At 70.6% G+C, this 18,662-nt stretch carries 18 protein-coding genes and 1 tRNA gene; 5 read left to right on the forward strand and 14 right to left on the reverse strand.

The annotated features are described in order from the left end of the window. Positions 1–55: 55 nt before the first annotated feature. The 4 genes from ACIA73_RS16050 to ACIA73_RS16065 form a co-directional block, all read right to left on the reverse strand. Positions 56–745, reverse strand: coding sequence for a VC0807 family protein (locus ACIA73_RS16050; protein ID WP_399439110.1), 690 nt, complete (start codon positions 743–745; stop codon positions 56–58). Positions 746–899: 154 nt separating this feature from the next. Next, complete coding sequence (locus ACIA73_RS16055) at positions 900–1,571, reverse strand: polysaccharide deacetylase family protein (protein WP_399439111.1); 672 nt, start codon at positions 1,569–1,571, stop codon at positions 900–902. A gap of 69 nt (positions 1,572–1,640) precedes the next feature. Beyond that, complete coding sequence (locus ACIA73_RS16060; RefSeq protein WP_399439112.1) at positions 1,641–2,588, reverse strand: putative protein N(5)-glutamine methyltransferase; 948 nt, start codon at positions 2,586–2,588, stop codon at positions 1,641–1,643. A 200-nt stretch (positions 2,589–2,788) separates the two neighbouring features. Next, a complete protein-coding gene (locus ACIA73_RS16065; protein ID WP_399439113.1) occupies positions 2,789–3,199 on the reverse strand; it encodes a GNAT family N-acetyltransferase in 411 nt (136 codons plus the stop codon). 133 nt (positions 3,200–3,332) lie between these two features. Here ACIA73_RS16065 and ACIA73_RS16070 point away from each other — a divergent pair, with 133 nt between their 5' ends. The 4 genes from ACIA73_RS16070 to ACIA73_RS16085 all read left to right on the forward strand — a co-directional run bounded on the left by ACIA73_RS16070 (position 3,333) and on the right by ACIA73_RS16085 (position 8,626). Next, the gene (locus ACIA73_RS16070) at positions 3,333–6,161 is read left to right on the forward strand and encodes an alpha/beta fold hydrolase (protein WP_399439114.1); all 2,829 of its coding nucleotides are present in this window, start codon (positions 3,333–3,335) and stop codon (positions 6,159–6,161) included. After that, positions 6,158–7,054, forward strand: coding sequence for an ABC transporter permease (locus tag ACIA73_RS16075; protein WP_399439115.1), 897 nt, complete (start codon positions 6,158–6,160; stop codon positions 7,052–7,054). Before ACIA73_RS16070 ends, ACIA73_RS16075 begins: the two co-directional genes overlap by 4 nt. A gap of 130 nt (positions 7,055–7,184) precedes the next feature. Further along, a complete protein-coding gene (locus ACIA73_RS16080; protein ID WP_399439116.1) occupies positions 7,185–7,655 on the forward strand; it encodes a DUF1772 domain-containing protein in 471 nt (156 codons plus the stop codon). A 257-nt stretch (positions 7,656–7,912) separates the two neighbouring features. Continuing rightward, positions 7,913–8,626, forward strand: coding sequence for a hypothetical protein (locus ACIA73_RS16085; protein ID WP_399439117.1), 714 nt, complete (start codon positions 7,913–7,915; stop codon positions 8,624–8,626). Between the two features lie 24 nt (positions 8,627–8,650). Here ACIA73_RS16085 and ACIA73_RS16090 read toward each other — a convergent pair whose 3' ends face one another. Next, complete coding sequence (locus ACIA73_RS16090; protein WP_399439118.1) at positions 8,651–9,166, reverse strand: hypothetical protein; 516 nt, start codon at positions 9,164–9,166, stop codon at positions 8,651–8,653. A 60-nt stretch (positions 9,167–9,226) separates the two neighbouring features. Beyond that, a tRNA-Arg gene (locus ACIA73_RS16095) sits at positions 9,227–9,299 on the reverse strand. 190 nt (positions 9,300–9,489) lie between these two features. Between ACIA73_RS16095 and ACIA73_RS16100 the strand changes: the two genes are divergently transcribed. Continuing rightward, positions 9,490–10,380 (forward strand): DUF5655 domain-containing protein, encoded by an 891-nt coding sequence (locus tag ACIA73_RS16100; RefSeq protein ID WP_399439119.1) that lies wholly within the window; start codon positions 9,490–9,492, stop codon positions 10,378–10,380. A gap of 199 nt (positions 10,381–10,579) precedes the next feature. Here ACIA73_RS16100 and ACIA73_RS16105 read toward each other — a convergent pair whose 3' ends face one another. The 8 genes from ACIA73_RS16105 to ACIA73_RS16140 all read right to left on the reverse strand — a co-directional run bounded on the left by ACIA73_RS16105 (position 10,580) and on the right by ACIA73_RS16140 (position 18,652). Further along, positions 10,580–11,335 (reverse strand): DUF317 domain-containing protein, encoded by a 756-nt coding sequence (locus tag ACIA73_RS16105; RefSeq protein ID WP_399439120.1) that lies wholly within the window; start codon positions 11,333–11,335, stop codon positions 10,580–10,582. A gap of 186 nt (positions 11,336–11,521) precedes the next feature. Then, positions 11,522–12,943 carry a DUF317 domain-containing protein gene (locus ACIA73_RS16110; protein WP_399439121.1) on the reverse strand — a complete coding sequence of 474 codons (1,422 nt, stop codon included), beginning with the start codon at positions 12,941–12,943 and terminating at the stop codon, positions 11,522–11,524. 17 nt (positions 12,944–12,960) lie between these two features. Then, on the reverse strand, positions 12,961–14,055 hold the full coding sequence (locus ACIA73_RS16115) for a DnaB-like helicase N-terminal domain-containing protein (protein ID WP_399439123.1): 1,095 nt from the start codon (positions 14,053–14,055) through the stop codon (positions 12,961–12,963). Then, positions 14,052–15,320, reverse strand: coding sequence for a DNA cytosine methyltransferase (locus ACIA73_RS16120; protein ID WP_399439124.1), 1,269 nt, complete (start codon positions 15,318–15,320; stop codon positions 14,052–14,054). The genes ACIA73_RS16115 and ACIA73_RS16120 overlap by 4 nt, the downstream gene beginning before the upstream one ends. 248 nt (positions 15,321–15,568) lie before the next feature. Continuing rightward, entirely contained in the window at positions 15,569–16,333 is a 765-nt protein-coding gene (locus tag ACIA73_RS16125) for a DUF317 domain-containing protein (protein ID WP_399439125.1), read from the reverse strand. Next, complete coding sequence (locus ACIA73_RS16130; RefSeq protein ID WP_399439126.1) at positions 16,330–17,211, reverse strand: hypothetical protein; 882 nt, start codon at positions 17,209–17,211, stop codon at positions 16,330–16,332. Before ACIA73_RS16130 ends, ACIA73_RS16125 begins: the two co-directional genes overlap by 4 nt. Further along, positions 17,208–17,831, reverse strand: a complete 624-nt coding sequence (locus ACIA73_RS16135; RefSeq protein ID WP_399439127.1) for a hypothetical protein — start codon at positions 17,829–17,831, stop codon at positions 17,208–17,210. Before ACIA73_RS16135 ends, ACIA73_RS16130 begins: the two co-directional genes overlap by 4 nt. 80 nt (positions 17,832–17,911) lie before the next feature. Beyond that, complete coding sequence (locus ACIA73_RS16140) at positions 17,912–18,652, reverse strand: DUF317 domain-containing protein (RefSeq protein ID WP_399439128.1); 741 nt, start codon at positions 18,650–18,652, stop codon at positions 17,912–17,914. Between the last annotated feature and the right edge of the window lie 10 nt (positions 18,653–18,662).

The following is an 18,662-nucleotide window of genomic DNA, read 5'->3' on the forward strand; positions in this document are numbered from 1 at the left end:
GGGTGCGCGTCCCGGCCACCCCTTTCCGCCCGCCCCTTTCCGCCCGCCCCGAAGGTCAGGCGGCCGTCGCCAACTTCCGTACCTCCACCGGCTGCTGTGCCACCCGGTCCGTCTCCGCCCCCAGCAGCTTCTTCATCGGGAGTACCGCCACCCGGCCCGACACCACGAACGTCGCCGACAGCACCGCCGCCGCGGTCGCCCCGCCGAGCCCCACCATCACGTGCACCGGCACCGTGTACGCCCCGGCCACCCGCAGCGCCGACTCGAACAGCAGCCCCGCCCCCCACACCAGCGAGAAGCGGCTCTCGTGGCGCCGCATCGGACCCGGCGCCGCGGTCAGCCGCTGCCAGGCGGCCGTCCGGTCCGCGTCCCCGCGCAGCAGCACCGGCAGCATCGTCGGCGTCATCAGCGGCCGTCCGCCCAGCGCCGCCACCAGCACCACCAGGCCCAGCGCCCCGGTGATCCCACTGTCCTTGGCCAGCATCAGCCGGGGGTCACCGGTCACCGCACTCAGTGCGAACCCGACCGCGTTGGCCACCAGGATCAGCGCGGCCAGCGCGTTCAGCTTCCGCTCGGTCAGGGCGCTCCACACCGTGCGCGCCAGCGGAATCACACTGCTCAGCGCGAGCGCGGCGAAGGTGGTGACCCCGGCCGCCGACAGGGCGTAGTAGGCGCCGAGGGGCAGACCGGCGTCCAGGGCCAGCGGCTTCAGACCGGCGATCATTCCGTGCTTGCTGCTGCTCATCCCGAAGGCTCCTCGGCTGGTGTCGCACTGCTTGTCGTGACACCAAGAAGCCTGCCGGTCAGGGGTGTTGGGGCGGCAGTGCCGTCCGTACCCGGCTGCGTAGGACATTTGTCATGGGGGAGGGGGTGACAGGGCGGCAAGGGCGCGTGGCGGCCTACGGCCGGGGCGCCGCGAGGCGGTCTGCCGTCACCAGCCGGTAGCCGCGCGCCCGCAGCGCCTCCACCAGCGCGGGCGCCGCGGCCGCCGCCACCGGATCGCGGCCGTTCAGCACCACCGTCCCGCCCGACCGCGCACCCTCCAGCGCGCGTTGCGCCACCTCCGCGGCGGGCCGGTGCCCGGCGGCGTACGACGGCCCGAGGACCTGCCGGAGCCCCAACTCCGCGCAGATTCTCGCCACATGCCGGTCGGTGCGCCCCTGCGGTGGCCGCACCAGCGTCGGCCGGCGCCCCGTCACCTGGATGAGGGCCCGCTGGGTCTGGGTGAGCTGGCGGCGCACCTCCCTGGCCGGTACGTCGGTCAGCCGGGGGCCGGTCCAGGTGCCGTTGCCCACCTGGTGGCCGTCCCAGGCCATCCGGTGCACCAGGTCGGGGTGGCGGAAGACGGGGCCCTTGCCGGTGACGAAGAAGGTGGCGGGGGCGTGGGCCTCCTCCAGCGCGTCGAGCAGGGCGCCGGTGTGCGGGCCGGGGCCGCCCTCGAAGACCAGCGCCACACACCGGGCGGCCCGGCAGTCCACCGGGGACCCGTCGGGCCCGTCGGCGAATCCGCTCAGCAGGGCCGCGCCGAGCAGGGCGACGGCGGCGATCAGGGAACGCTTGCGTCTGGTCACCGCACACCGGTACCAGCGAAGAGGACCCCCACAAACGCGGACCTCTTCGCAGGTCACCCGGTCAGCTCGTCAACGTACCGCTGACGCGTCGACGGTGCGGCCAGGTGCGTCGTGGACGCCTTGGACGCCTTGGACGCCTTGGCGGGTGTGCGTGCCGTGCGGGCCACGGGTGCCGTATGTCCCGATCACCACCGTCGCCCCGTACTCCTCGTCCCGCACCACCCGCGTCCGCAGGCCGCCGTCTTCCATCGCCCGCGCCGTACACGGCGCCTGCCGCCCGCTGGTCTCGATCAGCAGGCTGCCGCCGGGAGCCAGCCAGCGGGCCGCCTGAGCCGTCACCCGCCGCTGGACGTCCAGCCCGTCGGCCCCGCCGTCCAGCGCCACCAGCGGTTCGTACTCGCGCGCCTCGGACGGCAGCAGCGCGATGTCCTGCGTCGGTACGTACGGGGCATTGGCCACCAGTACGTCGATCCGGCCGCGCAGCCGCAGCGGGAGCGGGGCGTAGAGATCCCCCTCGAAGACCGTCCCCGGCACATTGCGCCGCGCACACCGCACCGCGGCCGGTTCCACATCGGCGGCGTACAGCTCGATCCCCGGCAGCTCGGCCCCCAGCACCGCACCGAGAGCCCCCGACCCGCAGCACAGGTCCAGGACGACCGCCCCGGGCTGCCGAGCGGCCGCCAGCTCCAGGGCGTGCCGGGCCAGGAACTCGGTGCGTGGCCGGGGCACGAACACTCCGGCGTCCACCGAGATCCGCCGCCCGCAGAACTCCGCCCAGCCCAGCACGTGTTCCAGCGGCAGCCCCTCCACCCGCCTGCGCACCATGGCGGCCAGCTCCTCGGACGTCACGGCGGTGGAGAACAGCAGAGCCGCCTCGTCCTCGGCGAACACACAGCCGGCGGCGCGGAGCCGGGAGACCACGGAGGCGACGCAGAGCGCGGAGGCAAGTGCGGGCGGAGCGGCGGGAAGCACGGACGGAGCGGAGCAACGTGCGGGAGAAACCACGGATATCGACATCGGAGAGCCTTTCGGTACGACCGAGGGCACTCTCCGGATCCGCGACGCCTAGAAGGCAGTCGTACGGCCGTGAGGCGAGAGCACCCAACCTGCGACAGCGGTAATGGGTCCCACCTCCTTCGGCCGTGGCCCGCACCAGTGGCGAGCGATTCGGGTCCGACCCTACCCCAGCTCCCAACCTCCGTACAGAGGCGGTTCGTTCAGGAGAAGTCCCAGGTCAGCATCGCGAACACACCGTCCGGCTTGGCCCCGGCCGCCGCATAGGTGGCGAGCGCCGCCCCGTTGTCGGTGTCGACGCCGACCCACATGTCGTAGCAGCCACGCGCCCTGGCCTCGTCGGCGAGGGCCTTCGTCAGGGCGCGCCCGATGCCCCGCCGCCGGTGGTCCTCGTCGACGGACAGCTCGTACAGGCACATCTCCACCCCCTTGTCGGGGTGCAGCATCTCGATGCCGGAGACCATTCCGGCCGGGAAGCCGTCGACGTACGCGATCAGCATCAGATGACCGGCAGCGGCCAGGAAGCGGGCCGCCCACTCCTCGCGGGCCGGGCCGTCGTAGAGGTGCTGGGCGGCGAGCAGTTCGGGGACGGTGGTGGCGCGGCGGATCTCCATGCTGTCCTCCTGGGGCCGGGGTGACGTACACCGACTGCGGTACGGCGGAGAGGGCGGCTACTCCCGGGGGAGGTGCACCGGTTCCGCCTGGCGGCAGCCTAGAGGGGGGAGGCGGCCGCTTAGGGTCTATTTCATGGACAACCCCCTTCGACGACGTCCGGGCGCAGTGCCGCGCGGACGCCGGCTCGCCGCCGTGATCGCGGCCCTCGCCGTGCTGGTGGGCGGTGGAGTCTGGGCGGGTGTCGCCGCCGCGGACGACCCGGCCCCGGTGCAACGGTCCGACCGGACGCTCTCGATGCCGGGCGCCCGCATCGACACTTCCTACTTCAGCGACGGTACGAAGTCCCGCAAGCCGGCCGTGCTCATCGGGCACGGCTTCGGCGGCAGCAAGAAGGACGTGCAGCCGCAGGCCGAGAAGCTGGCCCGCGAGGGGTACGCCGTGCTGACCTGGTCCGCGCGGGGCTTCGGCGCCTCCGGCGGAAAGATCGGGCTCAATGACCCGGACACCGAGGTCAAGGACGTGTCCCGGCTGCTCGACTGGCTGGCCGCCAGGAGCGACGTACAGCTGGACAAGGACGGCGACCCGCGCGTCGGCATGACCGGCGGGTCCTACGGCGGCGCGATCTCGCTGCTCGCCGCCGGGTACGACCCGCGCGTCGACGCCATCGCCCCCGAGATCACCTACTGGAACCTGGCCGACGCGCTCTTCCCCGACGGGGTCTTCAAGAAGCTGTGGGCCGGGGTCTTCTTCACCACCGGCGGCGGCTGCGCCCGCTTCGAGAAGGACCTCTGCGAGCTCTACAACCGGGTGGCGGTCGCCGGGAAGCCCGACGAGGCGGCCCGCAAGACCCTTGAGGAACGCAGCCCGTCCGCCGTCGCCGACCGCATCAAGGTGCCCGCGCTGATCGTGCAGGGACAGAGCGACTCGCTCTTCCCGCTGAGCCACGCGGACGCCATGGCGAAGGCGGTCAGCGGGAACGGCGCACCCGTCGCCGTCGACTGGATCTCCGGCGGCCACGACGGCGGGAACATGGAGAGCGCCCGCGTCGAGGGCCGGATCACCCAGTGGTTCGACAAGTACCTCAAGGACGACAAGGGCGCCGACACCGGCCCCGGCTTCCGGGTCAGCCGTACCGGAGGTGTCGACTCCACCAATGGCGCCGCCCAACTGCGCGGCGCCGACGCGGACCGGTATCCGGGGCTGCGCAACGACGTACGGGACATCCCGCTGAAGGGCGGCGGTCTTGGCCCGGCGGGCGGCGGCGGGCTGATGCCCGGCGGCGGCTCCGACGGGGCCGAAGAGTCCGACGAGGAGAGCGGCAGCGGCACCGGGCCCGCGCAGGGCGGCGCGCAAGGTGCCCCGTCCCGAGGCACCAGCAGCGGCTCGGCCCCCGCCGGTGCCGCCACCCCTGCGGCCACCCGGGGCAACGAGCAGACCTTCATCAACCCGGCCGGCGCCAACCCGCCCGCCATCTCCGGCGTCCCCGGCATCGGCGGCGCACTCTCCCAGTTCTCCGGCCTCGGCGTCGGACTCTCCCTCGACTTCCCCGGCCAGTACGCCCGCTACGACTCCGCGCCACTGGCCGACGCGGTCCAGGTCACCGGCGCCCCGACCGTCAAGGTCAAGGTCAAGTCGTCCAGCGACGACATGGTCCTGTTCGCCAAGGTCTACGACGCCTCCGCCAACGGCCAGCAGGCCCTCCCGCACCAGCTGATCACCCCGATCCGGATCACCGGCGCCAAGGCGGGCAAGACCGTGGAGCTGAAGCTCCCGGCCATCGACCACAAGTTCCAGGCCGGTCACCGGATGCGGCTGCTGCTCACCTCCACCGACCTCGGCTATGCCTCCCCGGCCCAGCCCGCGACGTACACCGTCAGCCTGGACGGCGGCCTGAGCGTCCCCACCGACCCCGAACTCGCCACCGCGGCGGCCGGGCTGCCCTGGTGGGTGTGGGGGCTGCCGCTGGCCGGGGCCCTGGTCGCCGCCGGGCTGCTGCTCAGCGCCCGCCGCCGCAGCGCCGCCCCCGCCCCCGACCCGGCACTCGCCGAAGTCCCGCTCCAGATCACCGGCCTGAGCAAGAAGTACGGCAAGTCCGGCGACCGGTACGCCGTCAAGGACCTCTCCTTCCGCGTCGAGAAGGGCCAGGTACTCGGCCTCCTCGGCCCCAACGGAGCGGGCAAGACCACCAGCCTGCGCATGCTGATGGGCCTGATCGCCCCCGACGCGGGCGAGATCCGCGTCTTCGGGCACGCGATCCGCCCCGGCGCACCGGTCCTCTCCCGGGTCGGCGCGTTCGTCGAGGGCGCGGGCTTCCTCCCGCACCTCTCCGGCCGCGCCAACCTCGACCTCTACTGGCAGGCCACCGGCCGTCCCACCGAGGACGCCCACATCGAGGAGGCCCTCGACATCGCCGGCCTCGGTGACGCCCTGGCGCGCGCGGTGCGCACCTACTCGCAGGGCATGCGCCAGCGCCTTGCCCTCGCCCAGGCCATGCTCGGCATGCCCGACCTCCTCATCCTCGACGAGCCGACCAACGGCCTCGACCCGCCGCAGATCCGCGAGATGCGCGACGTGATGATCCGTTACGCCGCCGGAGGCCGCACCGTCATCGTCTCCAGCCACCTCCTCTCCGAGGTGGAGCAGTCCTGCACGGACCTGGTCGTCATGGACCGGGGCAAGCTGGTGCAGGCCGGTCCGGTCGCCGAGATCATCGGCTCCGGCGACACCCTGCTGGTCACCGTCGACGGCGAGGTCACCGACGCGCTCGTCGAGAAGGTCGCCCTGCTCACCGGGGTCGACTCGGCGCTACGGGCCGAGGGCGGTCTCCTCGTCCGGCTCGACGGCCTGACCTCCACCGAGCTGATCACCGAACTGGTGCGTCTGGACGTGCCGTTGACCGGTGTGGGACCGCACCGCCGCCTGGAGGACGCGTTCCTCACCCTGATCGGAGGCTCCGCGTGAGCACCACCTCTCCCCCGGCGCCCCCCTCACCCCGGGAATCGGCTGCCCCGGGCTACCGGGCGGGCCGTACCCTCCCCTTCCTGGTGGAGGCCAAACGGCAGTGGAAGCGCCGCCGCACCATGGTGATGGCGATCATCCTGGGCGCACTGCCGTTCGTCCTGATCGCCGCCTTCGCCATCGGCGGTACCCCCTCCGAACGCGGCGGCGGCGGTGGTGGTGGCCGGATCAACCTGATGGACACGGCCACCGCCTCCGGCGCGAACTTCGCCGCCACCTGCCTGTTCGTCTCCGCCGGATTCCTCCTCGTCGTCCCCGTCGCCCTCTTCTGCGGCGACACCGTCGCCTCGGAGGCCAACTGGTCCTCCCTGCGCTACCTCCTCGCCGCTCCGGTGCCCCGCGCCCGGCTGCTGTGGAGCAAGCTGGCGGTGGCCCTGTCGTTCAGCCTGGCGGCGATGGTGCTGCTGCCGCTGGTCGCACTGATCGCCGGTACGGCGGCGTACGGCTGGGGGCCCCTGGAGATGCCGACCGGCGGGGCGCTCCCGGCGGGTACGGCGGTGCCCCGGATCGCCCTGGTCGTCGCGTACCTCTTCCTCTCCCAACTCATCACCGCCGCCCTCGCGTTCTGGCTCTCCACCAAGACGGACGCACCGCTGGGCGCGGTCGGCGGCGCGGTCGGTCTGACCATCGTCGGGAACGTCCTCGACGCGGTCACCGCCCTCGGCGACTGGCGCGACTTCCTGCCCGCGCACTGGCAGTTCGCCTGGGTGGACGCGCTCCAGCCGCAGCTGGAGTGGGGCGGAATGATCAAGGGCTCGGCGATCTCCGTCACCTACGCCCTGATCCTCTTCGCACTGGCCTTCCGGGGCTTCGCGCGCAAGGACATCGTGTCGTGAGCCGCCCTGCCCGGTGACCTGACTCCTGACCCGACTCCTGACCCGATTCCCTGAGCCGACTACTTAAGTCGCACCTGCGGTGAACCAAAGGCAGGTGCGGTCCCAGCCGACTCCGTACATCATGTGCGGCATGTCAACTCTTCTGCTCGCACTGGCAGTTGTCTCCACCGGCCTGTACGCGGGCATGATGCTGATCTTCCAGACCGGCATCATGCCCGCCCTCGCACGCGTCCCCGACGAGCAGTTCGTCAACGTCATGCGCCGCATCAACGAGGACGTCCCGCGCGGCCTCTTCGTCCTCACCATGTTCGCCTCCGTCGGCTTCCCCGTAGCCGTCCTCTTCGTCGCCCCCGACGGCGGCTGGACCTCCACCCAGCGCTGGCTCCTGATCGCCGGCCTCGCCCTCTCCGTCCTCAACCACGCCATCACCGCCACCGGCAACATCCCTCTCAACAACACCCTGGCTTCCTCCGAAGCGGCGAACACCCCGGCCGCCGAGGTCCGCGCCGCCTTCGAATCCCGCTGGAACAAGCTGCATGCGGTACGCACGCTCTGCGCGGTGGCTGCGTTCGCACTGCTGGCGACGGGGGCGGTGGTGTAGCGGCGGCCGGCTCCGGAATCCGGCAGGGACGGCGGGCGCCGACCGGTCGGGAAGGGGTGGGCGCCGACCGGTCCGCCGAGGGGGCGGGCGCCGACCGGTCCGCCGAGGGGGTGGGCGCCGGCCCGATCGAGACTTTCGGAGGTGCGCGATATCCCTTCGGCCGACGCGCGGTCGTCCCGGCCCGGGACACCCTGTTTCACGTACGACGGGCCCCACGGGGCCCACGGGGTGAGCGACGGACGGACGGATCCACAGTGATGACGGACAAGCGGAACGCGGTGCAGGACGGCGGACCCACCGCCCTCGGCCAGTCGACCGGGCAACTGGTCCTGACCGGCGCGGCCTTCGCGGTGCTCGGCGCCGGCCTCGGCTGGCTCCTCAAGAGCGCAGCGGAGTGGCTGGTCACCCTGGACTGGGCTCCGATGCAGGGCCCCGCCGAACTCCTCACCTCGATCCCCGACCCCGGCCTGACCCTCGCGACGGTCACCCTGGGGGCACTGCTGGGTCTTGCCCTGATCCTCTACGGCGCCTGGGAGGAACTCTCCGCCGAGGTCACCCCCGACCACCTCACCCTCACCCGCAAGGGCAGCTCCACCCCGTACCCCGCCCGGGACATCGCCACCGTCTTCATCGACTCCAAGCACCTCGTCCTGCTCGCCCACGACGGTGCCGAACTCGCCCGCGAAAAGACCGACCTGCCCCCCGACCGAGTAGCCACCGCCCTCACCGCCCACGGCTACACCTGGTCCCCCGAGGACCCCCACCGCCACGACTTCCGCCCCTGGGTCCCCGAAACCCCCGGCCTGCCCACCGGCGCCAACGCCCTCCTCAAGGCCCGCTCCCACACCCTCAAAAAGGACTCCGACGAAGCCGAGGCCCGAGAACTGCGCACCGAACTGGCCCGCCTGGGAGTCGTCGTACGAGACGAGAAGAAGCGCCAGTACTGGCGACTAACGGCCTCGGCGGGCTGAGTGGGCGGTGTCTTCGGAGGACCTTCAGAGGACGGGGGAGGAGGCAGGGGCGCCCGGGACGGTGCCCTGCGACCGCTGTTCCGGTGCGGCCGGGACGCAGCGGTTGTCCGCGCACCGCTTGAAGACGTAGTACCCGACCGTCTGCCCCTTGATGGCCACGTTCTGGCCGGAGGACATGAACTTGTCCCGGCTCAGCTGCTCCTGCTCGACGAACACGAACGAGCCGTTGACCAGGTCCCACCCTTCACGGCAGACGGCATTGAGGGCCACCACCGGATCGGTGCTGCGCTGGGCCGTGGAACTGCCGACCATGGCCACGATGATGGCCTGCTGGCTCATGACGTCGATGGAGCACTGAAACACGAGGTCGCCGCGCTCGAACGCCACCCGGGCCCGGCCGACAGGCGTGCTCAGGAATGCCTCCCGCTCCTGTGCGAGCTCATCGGCGAGCCGTCTCTCCTGTGCCTCCCGGCGCTTCTGTTCCTTCTCCGCGGCCGCTTGAGCCTGCTGCTCCGGGCTCTTCTTCGAAATCAATGCCATTGCCGCCCCCGCGTTCCGACCAGAAAAAAATCGCCCTCCCGAAGGAGGGCGAAGACTGTGCGCCCCCGGCAGGACTCGAACCTGCGGCCAAGCGCTTAGAAGGCGCCTGCTCTATCCACTGAGCTACTGGGGCTGACCTGCGGAAATGCAGCATCCGCGCAGAAGCCGTGTGGTGCTGTGCCACACATGTGCCACAAGGGTACGCGTGGGGCGACCGGCTCCGGCTTCAGCCTCTCACGGGATCTTTACATCCCCGAGGGGTGAGACGGAAACAATTCGGTCTCTGTCGCCGTTGTGGCCTCTTGATACCAGGATGCAGGGGGGTGCTGAGACTGAGGCTGTTCGACGTGAACGGTGGGGGCGCGGCGACGGAGATCACCGCGCGGTTGGCGGAGCGGGAGCGCCATCTGCAGGACGTGGTCGAAGGGAACATGGAGCTCCTCCTCGGGGTCCGGTTCCTGGCGAGCGAGTACAGCACAGGCCCGGTGCACGGAGGGCGGATCGACACGCTGGGCATCGACGAGAACGGTGCGCCGGTCGTCGTGGAGCTGAAAAGAGGCACTGACCCGGGTGTCATCAACCAGGGCTTGTACTACCTTGCCTGGCTCGTGGACCATCGTGCCGAGTTCCAGTTTCTCGTACGTTCCCGCCTCGGAGCGGACGTCGCGGCCCAGGTGCAGTGGAACGCACCCAGGCTGATCTGCGTGGCCGGCGGGTTCTCGCGCTACGACATGCACGCCGTGCGCGAGCACCGGCATGCCATCGACCTGGTCAGCTACCGGCTGCTGGGCGACAGCATGCTCTCGCTGGAGACGGTGGCTTCCGTGGCCGGCAGGACGGTGGCGCAGCCGCGTCGTGGGGCGGCAGGGGTGAGCGTGCCGAAGCCTGTGGCCGGCGGAGCGATGACGGAGCTGCGGGCGGCCCTGGACGAGGTCCTCGTCGGGCTCGGCGAGGACGTCACGCAGGTCGAGCGCAAGCAGTACCGGGCGTACCGGAGACTGCGGAACTTCGCCTGTGTGGGCAGCACGCAGAAGCGGCAGGTCCTGGTCACCCTCAACGTAGATCCGTCGGAGGTGGACCTGGTGCCCGGCTTCAGCCGAGACGTGAGCGAGCTGGGCCATCACGGCACCGGTGATCTGGAGGTCCGGCTCCGCACGGAGCGCGACCTCGACCGGGCGCATGAGATGCTGCGGCTCAGTTATGCCAGCGCCTGAGACCTGCGCGGTGCGCAGTTGTGGCGAGGTGTGTCGGCGGCAGTGGGATGAAGGGGCGCGGCAAGCGGGCCTTTCTGGTTGAGCTGCTGGGACGTGGCGGTGTTCTTCAATAATGCGGAGGAGTCCTGATTTCGGAAGTCAGGACTCCTCCGCTATAAGAGGGTGGCTCGGGCGTCACGCAAGCGGGTCGGGGGTCATTTCAACCGCGGTTCCGCGAGGAGTAGTCGGTGGTGTGCGGAAGCTGGCGGGGAATGCGGGTGCCCGGTCCTTGGATCGTTGGCGTGGTGAAGCGGGGGCGTTCGGCGGTGAGCGTATCCACGCCCAGTTTGTCTGGCAGCTCGCTCGCTTTACGCAGTGCGCCTGTAGGCGACGTCAGGGTTTGGATCGCGGTATTCAAGACGCTGTCCGGGACGCCTTCGGTGAACATGATGCGCCACAGGGGTTCGGGCTTGAGCAGGCGACCACCAGTCAAGAATGCGCAAGCGTCCAGGAGAGCCATGTCCCCGTCGAGATGGACGAACGAGGAATGCCCGTCAGGAGAAACGTGCCGCTCTTCCAAGGCCCACTCGTCGTGGTGAGTTGTTGACGACCACCCGAGAGCGTCCAGCGCATCGCACGGGGGCGCCCACACCCGCGGATCCCCTTGAAAGGGATCGGTCGGGAAGAGGCTGAGCTGGGTGAGGATCGAAACGATGATCTCGCCCGGGGTGTGCGGCGAACTGCGTGCAGTCCACTGGTCCTGCGCCTCGGGCTCAGGGGAGGCGCCGATGCGCCAGCCTCCGCCGTAGTAGTCCGCCTCGTAACCCGGTGCCTTGCCGGCGCTGTGTATGGCGCGGAAGCGTCGGCAGTCGCTGGTGTAGTAGAGGGTGCCGTCGTTCCCGTACGTGTGGCTCCAGCCAACGGCGTCCAGGGGTGCGGTGACGATCTCGCGTCGCCCTGCGCCGGCCAGTGTCATCGGGACCAGGCTCTGGGTGCGGGGTGGTGTGGTCAGGTCGAGTCTCCCGGGTTCAGGTCGGATGGGCGCCGGAGGCGGTCAGCGAAGCACGCGGCATCGCGTCTGCGGGCTGAGGAAGTGGCGGGGACGCCGGGCAGTGGTGAGGGGGACGAGTGCCCTTTCCAGGCAAGGGCAAGTGCGACGGGGTCACGGCCGCCTGGTGCGGCGTGGTGAGGCGAGGCCGGGAATCAGGAGCGGCTGGGGCTGGTCATTCCTGGCGGTGCTGCGTGACGCGCCAGGGGCCCGGGTGGCTTGTACCGCAGCTGGCGGTTTCCGGGCGGCCTCCAGGTGGACGAGGTTCTCGACCAGAGTGTGCAGGACCGGGGCGGGTGTGGACTGTGAGAGCTGGATGGACCAGCCGGTCCGAGGGCGATCGTCCGTGCCGGACACCGACCAGACGAGGTTCTCGCCGTCTGCGTAGTAGGCGGCGATGTGGTCGAACCGCACTTCGGTGGTGCTTCCGTCTGGGGCGTGCCATCGGGCGCCTCGGCCGTCCTGGGTGTGCTGCCATCCGGCCTCGACGAGCAGAGTGCTGGCCTGTGCTCCGGATTCCCTGGGGTCGGCGGAGGCGAAGCTGGTCGTCGAGTTGGGCAGGTGGATGTTGGTGAGGTGGTCCGCGAGGCCGTCGAGCAGGTCCAGTACGAGGTCCGGCGGGGTGTCGGCGCTGATGGTGGCGTACCAGGTGCGGGGGCCGACAGGGGATTCGTATCCGGCGATGGTCCAGGCGGTCGTGCCGCTGGCGGCCTCGTGGGTGAACTCGATCCGGGCGGTGAGGCTTTCGTGGTTGGCGATGGTGACTTCGTCCGGTCCCGTGCGGTACTTCTCCCAGTCGGGGTGCTCGTCGAAGAAGACGGCCAGGGCGGCTTCGTTTGGTGCCGGCTGCTCAGGGAGTCGGGGTGAATTTGTCGGAGAGTCCGCGGTGCGGTTGCTCGTGTGGGCCAGAGCGTCGAGAACCCGCTGTTCGCTGGTGGTGGGTGCCGCCGGTCCGTACCGCACTGCATCTCCGTACCGGAGGCGGAAGTCCAGCAGGGCCTGGTCCTCGCTCTCGAACACCAGGGACTCGTGTCGTGCCTGGTCCTGGCCGTGGAGGTGGACGCCCCTTCCGTCGCCGTAGGCGCCGACCGCGACGCGGGTGTGTCCGTCGAGGGCATGTCCGAGGATGACCAGGCGCCGGTCGTAGATGTCCTCCAGGATCATCTGTGCGGCGGTGCCGGTCTCGCGGATCTCGGCTGTGCTCAGCCAGGTTCTGTCCAGGTCGACCGGGACCCACCCGGCGTTGATCTCCTGCTGGAGAGCGCGCGAGATGTGGACAGAGGCAGACCGGTTACGGAGCTCGATGGCGGCCTGGTGGGCGTAGTAGGGCTCTTCGTAATCGATGCGCGAGAGGAGCATCGTCTGGCCGGCGGCGTGCCGGAAGCCGTGCTTGGCGAGGATGGCGGCCACGGCGGCGTCGGTCACTTTGGTGTTCGGGGTGGTGGCCCCTTCGTAGTGAGCGACAACGATGCCGGGGAGCGAGCTGTGGAGGTCGAGGCGTACCTCGCTGATGGTGAAGTCGGGCATGAGGTCCATTCGGGAAGGCGTGTGCATTAGCGGAGGGCGCGTTGTGGAGGGGGTCTGCTCGGGCGCGCGAGTTCTTGGGCGGTTGTGGCGGCTCGTGCGCGCGGCGGACGGCGAGCTCGCTGCCAGCGCCGATGAATCGCCTGCACGTCGGCCAGGGCCCGGCGAGTACCGGTGATCAGCTGGCCCGGCGTGGTTGCCGGGTCGAGCGTGTAAGCGCCGATGCGGTGTGCCGTGACAAGGGCAGTGCCCAGCAACGCTTGCTGGACGACCTGTTCGGCCCAGTATTCGGGCGATCCGACGGGCTGGCGCAGGACGTCGAGCAAGGCGGGGGCGGACAGCTCGTCGTCGATCAGGCCGCGTTGTTGGGCCTCCCAGAGCACGGTGACCGGGTCGATGGTTTCCCCGCGGCGGGCCAGAGAGACGAGGCACTCGTACAGCCGGCTGTGTACGGGGTGGGCGAAGTCGCTGGGTTGCAACCAGCCGAGCCCGTGCAGGGACTGGGGCCGGCTCACCGCCCCGGCCAGTAGGGCGCGTTCGTCGTCGAGGGCTTCGGGACTCGCGGCCGACGGCGGATCGGTGACGCTTGTCCGGGGGAGCGAACCCGGCTGCTGCCCGAACTGTGCTGCGAGTACGGCAAGTTGATCGGCGAGCAGGCTGCACCGCTTGATCACTTGGATGACGGGTGACGGGTGCTTGGTGTCGGAGGCTGCTTGGGCGAGCTGTTCCGCATGCGTGTGCAAGCTGCGTCGGACGTGCCCGGCCCACACGATCTGCGCGTACGCAGGGGCGTGCCGCGGCTCGGGGCAGTCGTCGACCATCATGAACAGGTGGCTGGGAGTGATGCCCCGGATGTGTTGGGAGGCGTCAGCGAGCACCATGTTGATCCACACCGGTTCCCGGCAGTGCAGTTCACGGGCGGGAGGGGTGAGCCGGCGGATCGCGGCGAACAGAGCGCGGTGCGCGTGGTGGGCGAAGTGCTCGGGGGCGAGCTTGTCCGCACGGTCAAGGGCGACGGGATCAAGGAACAGGGCCCCGAGCAGTGCCCGCTCGGCATGATGGCCCGCGTCGAGTTCCGGCGCGATGGGGCCGTAGGCCGAGGTGTCTACGCCGGGGTCCGTCATGCCGCCAGCCCGAAGTCGTCCGCATTGAGGGTGACTTGGAGATGAGGAGCCAATAGGTGGCCCGCGAGACGGGGAGGGACGGCGTTTCCGATCTGCCCGAAGACGGCGCCCTTGCCGCCCTGCCACGGGTAGTCGGCGGGGAAGGACTGCAGGATGCCTGCCTCAGTGGCGGTGATCTTGATGGGTTCCGGCTGCCCCGGGGCCAGCGAGCCGGTCTTGTCCGGGACGGGCTCCCACGTGCACTCGTTGGCCCTGTTGCCGAAGAACAGGGTGCCTGCGGGTTCCGAGAGCGGGCGGACGGTGGCGTTGGACTGGTTGTTGCTGCGCAACGCCCACTTCCACCGGTGGGACTCGCCCGTGAAGGTCGGCGCGGGGGCACCGCTGGGCCGGTTCTCCCGTGCCCCGTGCCGTTGTGTCCAGCCGCTGCCCTGGCGACGGGACGCGAGCACGATGTCCGTATCGGGAGCACGCTGCTGCCAAGTCCCTCGGTCACGGGCGTCCGAGAGCGCCTTGCGCGAGCCTGACGGCCACGGCTCGGGCCCGCCGCCGGGACCGCCGCCGGCGCAGACGGTCGGCACAGGACGGTCGGTGGCCCCCCAGCCGAGCGCCTCGGCCATGGAGCGCCACGGGTGGCGTCCCGGTCCGAACAGTGACTCCGACTCGCCGACGCGTGCATGCGTCGGCTCGGGCGGCGCGGCCGAACGGACGCGGGAGGCCAGCAAGATCGCCCGGCGGCGGGTCTGCGGTACTCCGTAGTCGGCCGCGTTGAGAATCCCGGCCCAGGCCGAGTACCCCCAGCCGCGCAGCACGGCGGCGTACTGCAGCCACAACGGCAGTACGTCCGGCACTTCCTCCATCGCCACCCACTCCGGCCCACCGTGTTCGTGCAGGGCGTGGAGGTAGCGCATTGGCTCGGCCGCCAGCAACGAGCGTTCGTCCCGGCATGCGGTGAGGAGGGCGGCCCGGGTGTCCCGGCCGACGGCTAGGTCGGCGACTGCCTGGTGGACCAACGGCTGGTCTACCAGGCCGAGTTGCTTGCCCGCCCGGCTCCATGCCTGACACGGTGGCGAGGCGATCAGCCCCGTGATCCGGCCGGCGAGCTGCCTCGTCGGGAACTTCGCCACATCGGTGCGGATCGTCGTCTGGCCCGCAGCGGCGCGGGTGCGGCAGGCCCAGGCATCCCATTCGAGCCCGACGTCGCGGGCTCCGAGCACGTTCAGAGCGTGTGACCAGCCGCCTGGGCCCGCGAATAGATCAAGGATCAAGCGGTCCACCCGAAGTGGACGTGTCGGGGGTTGGCGGGTGTTCGGCGGGCGGGCTCCCCAACTTCCGAGAAGACCCCGGTTCCGGGGCGGTATGGGTACGTTCCGTGACGGTGGGGGACTGTGCCCGCATCGTGAGGGGAATTGCCGCGTTCGCGGGTTGGTCCGCTGAGGTGACGGAATGGATCGAGGGGCGGGGGCATAGTGGGTGTTCCTGGGGCTGTGGAGGCGGATGGGAGGAGCGGGGCCGGTCAGCGCGTACGGGCGGACCCAGGAGAGGCCGGCGGGCGGGCGGGTTGCCGGGAGAGCGGCGTGGGCTGCCGGGCTGCCAGTCGCAGGATGCGCTTCTTCAACGCGGACTCGGTGTCGGGAACGCGGCGGGCGCTGTTGGGCTTCAGGTGCGGACGGGCAGCAGGGGAGACGCGGTCCGGGGGGCGGGGAACTGCCATCCGGGAGGCGAGAGCGCGGGCGAACCCAGCGACCATGTACTTGGGTGTGTTGCCGGACATCGAGGCGTGCCAGAGGAGGTCCTCGGGGCCTGGGCCCGTGGAGACTTGAGCGTGCCAGTCTCCTGGCCCCCGGCCCGCTGGGGCGTCTTGTTCCAGGCGGGCGAGTCGGTCGCTTGACGTACGACCGTTGCGGTCAGGGACCTTTCGCCAGCGGGCGGCGAGGATCTCCAGAGGGTGGGGTGTGCGGCCCATGGGGATGGGGGCGGTGAGAGCGTCAGCGAATCCGGCGATGATCTCCACCGGGGTGTGCGGGCTGAAGCACGCGGTCCAGCTGGATCGGCCGTAAGCGGCGGGACGGTGGAAGGTCCACCACTGCTCTGCGGCGTCACTGTCGACGCGGAGGGTGACTCGCTTGTTCGGACTGGTCAGCTGGTTGGAGGGCGTGAGTAGGGGGTGGGCGGCTGTCCAACTGCTGGCGAGGACCAACGGCACCGTGATCCAGGCGGGGTTGCCGGTACCGGCCAGGTAGTGCGGCGCGATCATCTCTTGTGCGGAGGTGCTCTTCACCGGCGGCGCGCCACTGGTGCGGGGACGGGCGGGGGAGGCGTTGCCCGGAGTGCGGCTCGTGCCTGTGCGGCAAACGCCTTGAGGCGCTCGGCGTGTTCGCGTACGACGTGCCTGCCGGAGAGCCTGCTGGGTTCCATCTGGGTGCTGTTGTGCCTCGTAGTGCCGAGACCGCCGCGCAGCAGCGGCTCCGTGCTGGCCAGGGCGGAGGCGAATCCGGCCAGCAGGTGCGGGGGTGGGGTGCCGTACAGCTCCGCTGACCAGAAGACGGGGCCAGGCTGGTCCGTGTACTGCCCGTACTCCCCGAGGAACAGGTCGAACTGGGGGGCATGGGCCTGGATGTCCCACCGCAGTACCTCGTCGAAGCCCGGGTTCGCGGGGCCGTGGTCCACGCGTACGAGCTGGTCGGGGGAGATGGCGTGACCGTGTCCGTTGGCGTCGGTGGTGCACGACCAGCCAGCCGCGGTGAAGATGTGCCAGGCGGAGGGAGGGGCCTCTGCGGGTGGGGAGGCGGCGAGGGCGTCCGTCAGCCCGGCGATGATCTCCACGGGGGCCAGTCGGCTGAAGATCGCCTCGAACCCCTGCGGGTTGGAGATTCTCCACCGCCTGAGATCGAGGGTCGGGGAGAGCTGGAGCCGCCATTCCCACGACGGATCCCGGAGGTCGAGGCCGAGTGCAGCGGGGTCGGAGTGGATCTTCCATCCGGCGGCCATCAGGGCGTGGACGACGTGCCGGTGGTTGCCCTCCCCGGCCAGGTGGCGGGGCTGGACGTCGAAGTGGATGGTGGATTCGTGGGCACGCGCGAAGGCGTCGAGCTGCTGCTGGGATACGGACAGGGCTTTTTCCTCCGCGTGGTAGTCATGTCGGGCGGTGTTGGTCATCGGGCGCGGGGCGGGCGCTGTGATGCCGTGGGGTACGGGTGCGGGCCGGCCGGTCTCTGCGGCCAGGACCGCAGGGGACCCGGGGGGAAGGCCCCCTTTGCGTATCGAGGAGGCTCGGGCGTCGCGCTGGTGAGAGGGTGCAACACCGTGACGCTCGCGACCGCCGCGGTGAGTGCTTGATACGCGTGGACCACGGCTTCCCCTGGGGCCGGGGAGTCGGCGGCGAGGAGGTAGCCGCGTTCGTTGAGGGCGTGGTTGGTGTAGCTGACGCGGAACCCGCCGGCAGTCAGGATTTTGTCGACGAGCTCCGGGTTGCCGGTCTCGGCGGAGATCCCGGCGCGGGACTGCCCGAGGGTCACATCAGGCGCGGAGGTGCCGGGGCGCCGCGGGGTGGTGACCAGGTAGGCCACGTTCTCGGTGACGCTCAGCAGGGCGCGATGAGTCTGGTCGGCGGCCCGCCGCTGCTGGGTGAGGGGAAGGCCGGGGAGGACGAACGTGGCGGGTCCGGGGCCGGGGTTCAGAACGAACCCGCCTGCCCTCAGCACGGCCAGGGCCGCGGTGTTGTCGGGCGTGTGGAGGCTGGCGAAGACGCTGCCGTCTGCGGCTGATCCGAAGAGCACGTCGTAACTACGGAACAAGGAATTCCCAGGGGTTGAGGGGCGAACAGAGCAGAGGGGCCGGGTGCCGGGTCCGAGCGGTGCTATCGCCTCACGGGCGGGCGCGGGTGCCGCTGGACGGCGACGTGCGACTGCGGGGGTTCGGGCGCCGTACGAGACGGGGCGGATGTCTGCCGTACGGGACGTACGGGAGTGACGCGTGCGGTGGTTACCTCCCGCAGCACCGGGGGGACTTCGGAGAGGAACCGCTCGACCGGAATGGGTCCGGCCAGGTTGGTGAAGAACCGTCCGACGAGCGGCTCGGGGGCGGAGCTGGAGAACGTCGCAGCCCAACGGGTGTCGGCGTGGTCGAGCACCACGTGCTCGAAAACCCACCGGTTCCCGGCGTCCGGGGTCTGCTGGACGATGCAATGGCCGTCCGGGGAGGCGAAACGGACGCCCGCCTCCCCGGGCCGGTTTCGCCAGTCGTGCTGCTCGGCCAGGTCGGCGAGGCTGGTATCGGTGAGGCGTCCGTACCTCTTGACGCTCCTTTGGTCTCCGCTGAGTTGGGGAAGCGCGCGCAGGACGGCGGCGACGGCCTCGATGGGGGTTTGCCGGGTGAAGGTGGCCTGCCAGCGGGGGGTCTGGTGCGTGACCGTCCACCAGTCGTCGGCGCGATTTGGGTCGAAGCCGATGGCCATCGAGCGGTCGGGACTGGAGAGGGTGAAGCTGCGTGCTGTGCGGTTCCGTTTGATGGGCCAGCCGAATTGGCGCACGAGTGGGTGGATCATCTCGTCCAGCCGGGCCAGGCCACTGCCGGCCAGGTAGCGTGGCGAGACCCACATGCGATCGGTA

It is taken from the genome of Streptomyces sp. NPDC051561, assembly GCF_044454195.1.
Classification (GTDB): domain Bacteria; phylum Actinomycetota; class Actinomycetes; order Streptomycetales; family Streptomycetaceae; genus Streptomyces.